The 11,375-nt window shown below is 51.6% G+C and carries 12 protein-coding genes; all 12 read right to left on the bottom strand.

From position 1 onward, the window contains the following. Positions 1–85 precede the first annotated feature (85 nt). Positions 86–1,303 (bottom strand): MFS transporter, encoded by a 1,218-nt coding sequence (locus tag PPL9_RS19795; protein WP_057464300.1) that lies wholly within the window; start codon positions 1,301–1,303, stop codon positions 86–88. A gap of 409 nt (positions 1,304–1,712) precedes the next feature. After that, positions 1,713–2,732, bottom strand: coding sequence for a thiamine-phosphate kinase (gene thiL / locus PPL9_RS19790; RefSeq protein WP_057464299.1), 1,020 nt, complete (start codon positions 2,730–2,732; stop codon positions 1,713–1,715). Between the two features lie 3 nt (positions 2,733–2,735). Then, complete coding sequence (gene nusB / locus PPL9_RS19785; RefSeq protein WP_057464298.1) at positions 2,736–3,227, bottom strand: transcription antitermination factor NusB; 492 nt, start codon at positions 3,225–3,227, stop codon at positions 2,736–2,738. 8 nt (positions 3,228–3,235) lie between these two features. Beyond that, positions 3,236–3,685, bottom strand: a complete 450-nt coding sequence (gene ribH / locus PPL9_RS19780) for a 6,7-dimethyl-8-ribityllumazine synthase (protein WP_057464297.1) — start codon at positions 3,683–3,685, stop codon at positions 3,236–3,238. A gap of 156 nt (positions 3,686–3,841) precedes the next feature. Beyond that, entirely contained in the window at positions 3,842–4,465 is a 624-nt protein-coding gene (locus tag PPL9_RS19775) for a riboflavin synthase (RefSeq protein WP_057464296.1), read from the bottom strand. Then, positions 4,466–5,617, bottom strand: coding sequence for a bifunctional diaminohydroxyphosphoribosylaminopyrimidine deaminase/5-amino-6-(5-phosphoribosylamino)uracil reductase RibD (gene ribD / locus PPL9_RS19770; protein WP_244273429.1), 1,152 nt, complete (start codon positions 5,615–5,617; stop codon positions 4,466–4,468). 88 nt (positions 5,618–5,705) lie between these two features. After that, on the bottom strand, positions 5,706–6,191 hold the full coding sequence (gene nrdR, locus PPL9_RS19765) for a transcriptional regulator NrdR (protein WP_057464295.1): 486 nt from the start codon (positions 6,189–6,191) through the stop codon (positions 5,706–5,708). A gap of 68 nt (positions 6,192–6,259) precedes the next feature. Continuing rightward, on the bottom strand, positions 6,260–7,573 hold the full coding sequence (glyA, locus tag PPL9_RS19760) for a serine hydroxymethyltransferase (protein WP_057464294.1): 1,314 nt from the start codon (positions 7,571–7,573) through the stop codon (positions 6,260–6,262). A gap of 183 nt (positions 7,574–7,756) precedes the next feature. Next, positions 7,757–7,942: a hypothetical protein gene (locus tag PPL9_RS19755; protein ID WP_057464293.1), complete on the bottom strand. Its 186-nt coding sequence runs from the start codon at positions 7,940–7,942 to the stop codon at positions 7,757–7,759. 160 nt (positions 7,943–8,102) lie between these two features. Further along, on the bottom strand, positions 8,103–9,449 hold the full coding sequence (locus PPL9_RS19750) for a L,D-transpeptidase family protein (RefSeq protein ID WP_057464292.1): 1,347 nt from the start codon (positions 9,447–9,449) through the stop codon (positions 8,103–8,105). 504 nt (positions 9,450–9,953) lie between these two features. Then, positions 9,954–10,466, bottom strand: coding sequence for a winged helix DNA-binding protein (locus PPL9_RS19745; protein WP_057464291.1), 513 nt, complete (start codon positions 10,464–10,466; stop codon positions 9,954–9,956). Between the two features lie 155 nt (positions 10,467–10,621). Further along, positions 10,622–11,375: 3-hydroxyisobutyrate dehydrogenase (gene mmsB / locus PPL9_RS19740; protein ID WP_082597009.1), on the bottom strand; the 754-nt coding region annotated here is incomplete at its 5' end.

Genomic DNA, 11,375 nt, shown 5'->3' with positions numbered 1-11,375 from the left:
TACCTGTCACTATCCGTCAAGTTGCTTTTGCGTGGTAGTGGAAGGAAACACGTATGTTGAAAGGAGAGAAACTACTTGGAATTATTCAAACTTTAACTTCCCGTTTTTCAGTAAACATCAGTGAGACAACAAGAAATAGACATAAGATAACGAACGGGAACACCATTAGGATGACAGTTTCCCAACCAAACACGTTTAACAATTTCCCTGAGGAAAACGAGGCAGTTGCGACTAAACCAAAGACGAAGAAGTCGTTTATGGACTGGACTCTGTTTTGTTCTTCTGGTCGGTAAGTTTGTGTCAGCAACGCAGACGCTCCGACGAAAGATAAGTTCCAGCCAAGACCAAGTAAAATCAGGGAACTCCAGAAAATCCAACGCTCTAGTCCCGTAAGGCCAACCAGCGCGCACACCGCATAAAGCAAGAATCCGGTGCCAATTACAGCCCCGTGACCGAATCGGCTGATCAAACTACCCGTAATAAAACTAGGTGCAAACATGGCAATCACGTGCCACTGGATGCCAAGAGCCGCATCTGAGTTCGTCAACCCGCAAGCAACCATGGCGAGCGGTGCAGAGGTCATGATCAGATTCATGATCGCGTAACTGATCATTCCACAACCAACAGCCACAAAGAACTTTTGTTGCTTCAGAATCTCTAAAAGAGGCCGTCCGCGTTCATGCTTTTCCATCTTCGGTGGCAAAGGTATTTCCAAAAACGCCACAAAAAACAAACCGATAAGCATCAAGACCGCTTGTGCAAGGTAGGTTCCGACAAAAAGGAAGGGCTCAAACATGCCCTGTGTCAGAATTACGGTCTGCGGACCAACCACACCGGCAAGAATACCACCGGTCAAAACCCATGAAATTGCTTTGGGCTTGAAGGCAGGGCTGGCGGTATCAGCAGCAGCAAAACGCGCCTGTTGGGTAAAAGCCATAACAAAACCACTGCCGAGTGTAGAAGCACAAAGCAGCGTAAAACTTCCAAGGTAGGCAGCGTAGGCAGCAACCAAGGCAAACAGCACACCAAACAGCAGCGCACCAACAAGCCCGGCCCGACGTCCAAAACTGCGCATGATCATGCCAGCAGGCAACGTCCCGATGGCGGTTCCAAGCACAAAAGCAGTAACAGGCAGTGTTGCCAGAGACTTGTCATCAACCAACAAAACAGAGGCGAGAATAGATGTGGTTGCAAAAATGATAGGGGGAACACCACCAGCAAACGACTGGGCAAGCGCCAAAAGCAGCGCATTGCGCTTTGCCAATCCGTCATCAATCAACGGAGCCGCCAGAGTATTTGCCATAATGTAAACTTTCAAAGAAATCAGGAAGGAACCGACAGCCTAATCAATTCCACGTAATGAGCAACCACAGAGCTCACCAGATCATCTGTAACTTCGGGAGATATACGCACAACTCGATGAGAATACGTCATGCAAGGCAGCTATTGTCGATTATAACGGCAAACCCAACACAATGCGTCTTGCAATCCCTGCAACGAACATCAGGCCCCACCACAAAAGCAGTGATTTTCCTATGTGGTAGGAAATCAAACGACTTCTGGTCCGTCTTTGGCGTTTTAACGTCGTTGCAGCGGGAACTTTCCGCAACTTAACAACCAAGTAAAGCAATGAAATAACGAATGTTATAAAATAGATAGCCGACTCCATCTGAGTACCTTAGCAAAAATAAGGCTCAGGTCGAGACCACTAATCAAAAATGCTTGAACCCGTCAGCCCGGTGAAGCGCATAGGTCTTGCCATTCAGGCTCAAAGCAATCTCTTTCTTGGAAACATCAGCAGCACCCAGCACACCAATCTGAGCACAGCACAAACCGGTTTCCCGAAGAGCCTTCTCAAAAGCCCCTGTATTCTCAGGCATCACGGCAGCAAGAATCTCATAATCATCCCCTCCCGTAATCACTGTTTCAAGGAAGGCAGCATCTTTCGCAATCATTGCAGAAGCAGCGTCAGATAGTGGAACACTTTCCAGCTTCACAGATGCCTGTACTTGCGACGTCCGGCACATGTGGCCTAGATCAGCCACCAAGCCGTCAGACACATCCATCGCCGCAACAGCATAATCACGAAGCGCTTGAGCAGCACCAACACGAGGCTGAGGCAGCAAATAACGGTTTAAGAGGAAATCATGCTGCTCAGCAGAGAGCTCAAGCTTATCTGCGAGTTCTTCATCCAACCGCAGCTGCAAGCCAAGTGCAGCATCACCAATGGTGCCAGTCACATAGAGCAATGCACCAGCAACAGCCTCATTGCGCCGAACCACCTGCCCCGTTGGAACCTGACCAAACGCGGTGATGGAAAGCAGCGGGCCTTGCGGGCAGGAAATCGTATCCCCGCCAAGAAGGTCAATCTGGAACTGATCCTGAACCAGTTTCAAACCGCGGCAAAACTCGGCAACCCACTCTTCACTGATGTCTTTGGAAAGACCAAGACCCAGCAGATACCCCTTAGGCTCAGCCCCTTTTGCCGCCAGATCCGAAAGGTTCACACCAAGCGCTTTTTGCGCGATTTCAAAGGGAGGGTCGTTTTCAAAAAAATGAACCCCTGCCATCAGCATGTCTTTGGTTACAACCAAATCACATCCGGTGTCAGGGGCAAATACAGCAGCATCATCTTGCAGATGCACAGCACCCGCGCTGGTGGCGAGCGGCGCAAAATAGCGCTCAATAAGCGAGAACTCTCCCGGTCTGGAACTGGCAGCTCTCTCGCTCATTTTTTAGTCTTCGAATTCAGACTGACGCAGCTCGCGAGCCAGACGGTTCATAATACCGTTGACCAGACGTGCCTCATCTCCATCATAGAAGGACTTCGTCACATCAATGTATTCATTGATGATAACGCGGGCCGGAACGTCTTTTTTACGCAAAAACTCAGCACAGCCAACACGAAGGATCGCACGCAAAGTGGTGTCGATACGCTTTAGTGGCCAATCTTCAGAAAGCGCTGTGTGAATGCGAGGATCAATACGCAGCTGATCCTCAAACACTGCCTGCACCAGATCACGGAACCATGCCGGATCCGCATCACGGTACTGGTCGCCATCCACTTCCTGACCAAGCCGGTAAGCTTCATACTCATTCAGCACATCATTCAAACGCGCACCAGTGATTTCCATCTGATACACAGCCTGAACAGCAGCCAATCGAGCAACCCCGCGCTTATTCGCGGGTTTCACTTCGGCGTTTTTCTTGTTGTTTTCCGTTGTCATCCTAAACCTTACACACCGAACCGGTCGCGCACGTCAATCATAGCAAGACAAGCTTCAGCAGCACCGCCGCCCTTGTTCTTTTTAGAAACGCTTGCGCGCGCCCATGCCTGATCATCATTCTCAACTGTCTGGATGCCGTTACCAACTGCAACGTTTGCATCCACAGAAAGATCCATGATCGCACGAGCCGACTCGTTAGAAACGATGTCGTAATGGGTTGTTTCACCGCGAATTACAACACCGAGCAATACAAAACCGTCATAATCTGCGTCGCCATTTTCCATTGCGGTTAACGCCATGGAAAGCGCAGCAGGAATTTCGAGCACACCTGGCACAGCCAGTCGAGAGATTTTCGCTCCTTCACGGTCCAGCACATCTGAAGCACCTTCATAAAGGGCATCAGCCAGATCTTCGTAAAACCGTGCTTCAATAACAAGAATGTGCGGAACGGCGCTCATTTAATTTCTCCTAATGCCAACCTCATCTTTTCGCTGAGAAATCAGCAAAGATGGGTTAAGGCCACGGGTACGGACAGTACCCACGTATGTGCGCTCAGGAACCACGCCCCAAGCGAAATGTCCAGTTATTTCCTGCGGAAGATTTTGGCTATAAGGCTATTTTGCAATTTCTGCAAGGCTTGGAAACTCAGCAAGACGCGCAACGTACCGTGCCATCATGTCAACTTCCAAGTTTACCTCATCCCCCTGCGCTCTGTCGGACCATGTGGTCACCTCCAGAGTGTGTGGAATAAGGAAGACAGAAAACGTATTTCCTTCAGCCTCGTTCACCGTCAAAGAGGTGCCATCCAACCCCACGGATCCCTTCTTCGGGATGGACCGTGCAAACTCAGGTGCACACTCAAATTTCAGATAAACGCTTTCAGGGTGTTCGGTCCGCTCAACGATGGTTGCCTTGCCATCCACATGGCCCAGAACCAGGTGACCACCCAGCTCAGCGCCCATGGAAAGGGAACGCTCCAGATTGACCCGCTTGCCCACTTTCCAGTCGGCAACAGTTGTCAGTGCCAGCGTTTCGGCAGCCGATTCAACGGTAAACCAGTTCTGCTCGCCATCACGACCTTTCGCGACAACAGTGTGGCAAACGCCGGAACAGGCTATGGAAGCACCAATATCGATCCCGTCAGGATCGTAAACAGTACCAATTTTCGTCCGCTGACCTGCAGCAATCTGCTCCAGCTCAAGGATTGTTCCAACGTCACTAACGATGCCCGTAAACACCTAGAACCTCTCTTTTGGCGTATACCGCCACAACAGATCTTCGCCCACAGGACGCAGCATCTGCTTGTTATAACCGTCTCGCAAACTCTCCAGCCCTTCAAATCCGAAAGGCTGAATTCCATCGGAACCAATCAGGCTGGCTCCCTGGAAAATCAAAAGCTCATCCACCAGATCTTGCTGAAGCAGGCCGTGCGCAAGCTCTGCGCCGCCCTCAACCATAATCTGGGAGAGACCATGCATGTAAAGCGCATCCAGAGCCTTATCAAGACATACCTTGCCATTTCTGAGGCAGTCATTGACGATAACTGTCACACCTTCCCGCTCAAGCGCACTGACGCGATGATCTGGCCCATGTTCACCAATCACGACCCACAGGGAATTGATCTCTGCGTTTTGCACCAGTTTGGAGGAAAGCGGAATGCGGGCCTGACTGTCAAACACCACCGGCTGCGGTGAGCAGTGCGCCATGCCCGGCAAGCGGACGGAAAGCTCAGGATCGTCTTCCAAAACCGTGCCGATGCCCACAACAATGGCATCCATCTGCGCCCGCATCGCATGCACCAGCTGCCGCGACAACGGACTGGAGATCGTCACCTGTCCGGCACCACGCTTGCCGATATAACCATCTTTCGACACAGCCATCTTGAGCTGAACAAAAGGACGCTCATTAAGGATACGGGAGATATGCCCGCGAACGGCCTGTCGGCAGTCCTTCTCTAAAATACCGATTAGGACGTCAACACCGCCCTCTTCAAGGATCTTTTTACCGCGACCAGCCACAGCAGGGTTGGGATCAGCGGTGCCATAAACAACGCGCGCCACACCAGCCGCCACAAGCGCCCGCGCACATGGGCCAGTCCGGCCATAATGCGCACAAGGCTCAAGGGTCACGTAAGCTGTCGAACCTTGGGCATGTTCACCGGCATCTTTGATGGCCAGCACTTCAGCGTGAGAGCCACCGGGAGGCAGAGTTGCACCCTGCCCCACAATCACAGGCCCATCACCAAAATCTTTTGTCAGGATTGCTCCAACAGGAGGATTGGGCCACGTCCGGCCCTTTGCACGAATGCCATAGCTGATCGCCGCCGCCATAAAGCGCTCGTGCTCAACTCGTTCCTTTGCATCTAATGCTTTGTAACCAGACAAAGCCATCCCCCTGCCAGCACTACAGCGTATTCCCTAAAAGAAAAGCCCGATCCTCGGAGAAATTACGCAACACAACACTGCAAAAAGCCAGAGATTAAGTCCGTGGCGGCATCATCAGCGGATCAACATCCGCATCGGAAAGCTCATCCAGCAGAGCCTCGAAGTCTTTGGCCTCGCGGAAATTCTTATAAACAGAAGCGAACCGCACATAAGCCACATCGTCAAGGGTTTTCAGCCCTTCCATGACCAAATGACCAATATCTTCCGCCACAACATCACTTTCACCGGAGCTTTCCAACTGCCGGACAAGCCCGCTCACCATACGCTCTATACGCTCAGGCTCAACAGGACGCTTGCGGGTTGCGATCAGAACAGAGCGCATCAGTTTTTCGCGATCAAAAGGAACTCGGCGCCCGTTACGCTTGATAACGGTCAGCTCGCGCAGCTGAACACGCTCAAAGGTGGTAAAACGACCACCACAAGTCTGGCAGACCCTGCGCCGACGGATAGCTGTATTATCCTCGGTCGGGCGCGAATCCTTCACCTGGGTGTCATCACCCCCGCAATATGGACAACGCATCTCGCCTGCCTCCTTACTTAAACACTAAAGAACCGCCGAAGGGTGTCCGGCGGTTCTTCTCGTTTAAATTAGTTTTTGTAGATTGGGAACCGGGCAGTAAGGGCCAGTACCTTCTCTTTGACCCGTGCTTCCACAGCTTCGTTGTCGTCAACGGAATTTGCTTTGCGCAGACCTTCCAGAACCTCGGTAATCAGCTTACCGATTTCACGGAATTCTTCCTTACCAAACCCACGGGAAGTCCCAGCAGGTGTACCAAGGCGGATACCGGAGGTGATGGTCGGTTTCTGAGGATCAAGCGGAACACCGTTCTTGTTACAGGTGATGTTCGCACGGCCCAGAGAAATCTCTGCGTTTTTGCCAGTCAGTTCCATTGGACGCAGGTCAACCAGCATAAGGTGTGTGTCGGTACCGCCAGAAACGATATCCAGACCACCTTCAACCAGTGTCGCAGCCAGAACCTGTGCGTTTTCGACAACGTCTTTCGCGTAGGTCTTGAACTCAGGACGCAGCGCTTCACCGAAGGCAACAGCCTTACCAGCGATCACATGCATCAAAGGACCACCCTGCAGACCTGGGAAGATCGCGGAGTTGATCTTTTTCGCAATGTCAGCGTCGTTGGTCACAACCAGACCACCACGAGGACCGCGCAGGGTCTTATGGGTGGTGGATGTTGCAACATGCGCATGCGGGAACGGGCTTGGATGCTGACCACCAGCAACAAGACCTGCAAAGTGCGCCATGTCGACCCAAAGGTAAGCGCCTACTTCGTCAGCGATTGCGCGGAACGCAGCAAAATCGATCTCACGGGAGTAAGCAGAACCGCCAGCAATGATGATCTTTGGCTGGTGTTCTTTAGCAAGCTCACGCACCTCATCCATGTTGATGTGGCCAGTTTCAGTGTTCAGGCCGTACTGAACAGCGTTGAACCACTTGCCGGACAAGTTCGGGCGAGCGCCGTGTGTCAGGTGACCACCTGCATCAAGGCTCATGCCGAGCAGAGTGTCGCCTGGTTTCGCCAATGCAAGCAAAACGGACTGGTTGGCCTGAGAGCCGGAATTCGCCTGCACGTTAGCAAAATCACAGCCGAACAGCTCTTTTACGCGGTCGATTGCAAGACGCTCAACGATATCGACGTATTCACAACCACCGTAGTAACGGCGACCAGGATAACCCTCGGCGTATTTGTTGGTCAGGACGGAACCCTGCGCCTCAAGCACAGCGCGAGATACAATATTTTCCGAAGCGATAAGCTCAATCTCGTTCTGCTGACGAGTAAGTTCTTTATTGATTGCCTCGAGAAGCTCTGGGTCACCAGAAGCCAGGCTACCTGTAAAAAACTCTGGGTAGAGCGGCGTCGTAATTGGATTATCCGATACGGACATAGGTGGACCTCATGACAAGGTTGGAGCAACAAACTGACGAAACGTCCCAATATCGTTTCGCATTCCCATCCCGACAAGTTGTAGCTTCGGGTCCTAGCCCATTAACATATAGGGGGTAACGAACCAAGCGTTGTTCATAGGAATTGCGCAATACTATTGCTGCCATCACCCAAAATTTATGAATTACGCATCTTGAGGTTGTAATTTGCGTTCCAGCTTACGAAGTGCCAGCTGTTTCAGATGCGACTCGCTCGCATTACGAGGCCCCACAACAAACACCTCAACACCGCTCTGAGCACAAATTGCTGTCATGCGAACAGCATTCCCAACCACACGTGTCTCAAAATAGACCTGCCCCAGCTTAGACATATGGCCCCTCGCCTTGCTTCTCTCAGATTCGTAAGTTGCCTGCCGTTTTAGCAGGTAAAACAGCGCAGCACAGGCATACCCGCCCCCACATCCCCAAAAGAAAAGGGCCGCTCTGCATCTGGCAGAGACGGCCCTTCAAACTTGAAACTCTTGCAAAACCTTACTGAGCAGAGGCCTGCGCCATCGGATCAGCACTCGCGGCGTAAAGCCCATCCTTGTCGTAGATGTCATCCCGGAAGTGAACCATGCCGTCGCTTAGAGCCCACGCAGTCACGTAGGACATATGGAGCGGAATACGGCTCTTCATCTTCACATCCGTACGCTCACCTGAATTGATGGCTGCATCCACGCGGCTGCGGGTCCAGTCTGGTGTTGTCGACCCAAGCAACCATGTCACCAGCTCACGCACGTTCTGCACACGCACACAGCCGGAGGAATGGAAGCGATAGCCCTCACCGAACAAAGACTGCTCTGGCGTATCGTGCAGGTACACTTGATGGGTGTTGTTGAAGTTGATCCGGATACTACCCATGGAGTTGCCCTCACCCGGGTCCTGCGTAAAGCGATACTGGGTCGCTTCATCCGTATTCCAGTCAATCTCCTGCCACTGCTTTTCTTTGCCATACCAGTCATAGATATGGATGTTGTTCTTCGCCAGATACTGTGGATCCTTCTGCATCTTCGGAATAAGATCTTTCCGGATAATGCTGACAGGAACAGTCCAGTACGGGTTGAAGTTCACTTCATAAATCGCAGAGCTGAGGATCGGAGACTGGCGATCCTGCTTGCCAACAACAGCGGTGTGGCGGGAGCGAACACGGCCATTCTCAACAACCTCAATGCGAGCTGCCGGAATGTTCACGTTTACATAGGTATCTGTCACATTCTCAGCCAAGGCAGAAACGCGCTCCAGATTGGTCCGCAACTGCTGCAAACGCACCTCAACAGGCACATTCATCGCAATCACGGTTGCCCGACCCACAACACCATCTGGTGTCAGGCCATGGCGCAACTGAAAGCGGCGAACAGCTGAATCAACGTAGCTGTCAAAAACCTCAGAGACACCCGCATGCTGCGCCATGTCGCCTGAAACAATCAGGCGCTGTCGCAAAGCTGCAATTGCTGGTGCGCGCATACCAATGCGCAAAACTTTCTTGGTGGAGACCTCAGGCCAACCGCCATTGAGAGCGATACGTTCATAATCGAGAATCGCATCAATCATGTACTGGCTGGTCTGCTTGGAGATAATCGGAGCCACAAAATCAATCTGCTCCAAAGAAGAAACCCCCTCATCAAAGGTGTCTTCCCATTCCGTGCCCTGACCAACGATAGGCTGTGTAGGAGCAACCGGTGCCGGCTGACTGACAGCTTGCTGAATGCTGCCATTATAGGAAAGCAGGTCTGGAACCTTCACCTGTGCCTGTGCAGACATCATACCTGCAGAAAGGCCCGTACTCACAACGAGAGCCAGAGCAAACTTGCTGCGGTTTAAAAGAGGTGCCAACACGAATAGTTTCTCCTAGCAATCAGTCATTCTGTAAGATTCCATGTAACTTGGTAAACAGAGACTTAACATGGCAAATCTACATGGCATTATCTTAGCAAACTCGCAAGACTTCAGCCAAAAATCGGGGAGGAACATCTGTTGGTGAATTAAAGAAAGTGATCGATCCCCTGAACAAATCAGAGTTGACAGCTTCTAAATTTACAATGCCAACAGCACTTTTTCAGCCCGAAAAGTGAGAGCGTGTATTCCCCACTCAATGTGACCGTTTAATGGCTAATTACTCCAAGTGGGAAAAAGGTGGTTACGCAGCGAGCGTTGGTTTGCACCTAGTGCAAGAAAGCAACAATCAGCCCAACTTACTCACAGATGCCTTATCTGGAGCTGGCCCGCCACCCGCAGCGTTCCCATACAAGCTTTGCCGCAAACCGGCCCTCGTAACACGCAAAAACACCGCCCCCGGTGCATGGAAGCGGTGTTTTTTGAAAGCCCTGATATCGCCGAAAATTAAAGACGATAGAGGATTTGATCTGTCCAGAAGCGTTCCAGACGACGCAGGGACCGGTTCAGCTCTTCAAAGTTCTCGGTTGAGAGCTCACCAACCTGCTCAACAGAAAGAATATGACGACTGTAAAGGTCATCAACAATCTGAGCAATCTCGCGCCCTTTTTCCGTCAGGCTCACCCGCACAGAGCGGCGATCCATCTGGGAACGTTCGTGATTGATGTATCCGGTTTCAACGAGTTTCTTCAGATTATAAGAAACGTTGGAACCAAGATAATAACCGCGAGTACGAAGCTCGCCTGCAGTCAGCTCGGCGTCGCCAATGTTGAAAAGAAGCAGCGCCTGAACGCTGTTCACATCGGAACGACCCATCCGGTCAAACTCATCTTTAATGACGTCAAGAAGACGACGATGCAGACGCTCGATGAGCGTCAGTGCCTCGAGGTATGCAGGCTTCAGCCCTACCGTTTCTTCTTCTTGCGCCAAGACCTCAACGGCCCTGTTTGTATTGATCATCTGGTTGCGCCTCATGTCCATATTTTTCGTGCGTTCGTATTTTTATCAGCACTTGAAGCAAATTTACGCGACCGCTTCTAAGAACCGCTTAAGAGACACGATGAATTATTTCTTAATCACTAGCAAGCGTGTAGACCTTTCCGTTAACCCTCTGTTTACCCTGACTTCCGAAGCAAGTGGATGATGCCGGAGAAGTCGACGTTTTCCCCGCCATTGTTACAGTATTCCTCATAGAGCCGAGCTGCCTTTTCACCCATTGGTGTGTTGGCTCCGCTCGAATCTGCTGCCTCTTCCGCCAGTAGCAAGTCTTTCAGCATCATTGGCGCTGCAAAGCCGGGCTTATATTCATTGTTGGCTGGCGACGTCGGAACCGGTCCGGGAATCGGGCAGTAGGAGGTCAAAGACCAACACTGACCGGAGGACTTGGAGGAGATGTCGTAAAGCTTCTGTGGGTCCAGACCCAACTTTTCAGCCAAAACAAACGCCTCGCAGGTACCGATCATCGAAATACCAAGCAACATGTTGTTACAGATCTTTGCTGCCTGCCCAGCGCCAGCATCACCGGCATGAACAATCGAGGCTCCCATAATATCCAGGAGCGGCTTAGCCCGTTCAAATGCAGAATCAGGCCCACCAACCATAAAGGTCAATGTGCCGTTCGCAGCACCCACAATACCTCCGGAAACCGGAGCATCGACCATGCCCATGCCAGCTTCGCTTGCTGCTTTTGCAACATCGCGACTGCTGTCCACATCAATAGTCGAGCTATCGATAAACAGCGTGCCCTTTGGTGCATGCGCAAGAATTCCATCTTCGCCCGTATACACGGCACGAACATGCTTCCCTGCTGGCAGCATGGTAACAACAGCCTGAACGTCGCGAACCGCTTCAACTGCTGACGAAGCAACT

This window comes from Pseudovibrio sp. POLY-S9, assembly GCF_001431305.1.
In the GTDB taxonomy this organism is placed as follows: domain Bacteria; phylum Pseudomonadota; class Alphaproteobacteria; order Rhizobiales; family Stappiaceae; genus Pseudovibrio.
Note: the sequence above shows the minus strand (reverse complement) of the source record. Positions and strands in the feature narration are given on the sequence as shown.

Bases quoted from the DNA above. Each gene is read 5' to 3' on its own strand.
- PPL9_RS19795 (WP_057464300.1), bottom strand. From the start codon at position 1,303: ATGGCAAATACTCTGGCGGCTCCGTTGATTGATGACGGATTGGCAAAG.
- thiL (WP_057464299.1), bottom strand. From the start codon at position 2,732: ATGAGCGAGAGAGCTGCCAGTTCCAGACCGGGAGAGTTCTCGCTTATT.
- nusB (WP_057464298.1), bottom strand. From the start codon at position 3,227: ATGACAACGGAAAACAACAAGAAAAACGCCGAAGTGAAACCCGCGAAT.
- ribH (WP_057464297.1), bottom strand. From the start codon at position 3,685: ATGAGCGCCGTTCCGCACATTCTTGTTATTGAAGCACGGTTTTACGAA.
- ribD (WP_244273429.1), bottom strand. From the start codon at position 5,617: ATGGCTTTGTCTGGTTACAAAGCATTAGATGCAAAGGAACGAGTTGAG.
- nrdR (WP_057464295.1), bottom strand. From the start codon at position 6,191: ATGCGTTGTCCATATTGCGGGGGTGATGACACCCAGGTGAAGGATTCG.
- glyA (WP_057464294.1), bottom strand. From the start codon at position 7,573: ATGTCCGTATCGGATAATCCAATTACGACGCCGCTCTACCCAGAGTTT.
- PPL9_RS19755 (WP_057464293.1), bottom strand. From the start codon at position 7,942: ATGTCTAAGCTGGGGCAGGTCTATTTTGAGACACGTGTGGTTGGGAAT.
- PPL9_RS19745 (WP_057464291.1), bottom strand. From the start codon at position 10,466: ATGATCAATACAAACAGGGCCGTTGAGGTCTTGGCGCAAGAAGAAGAA.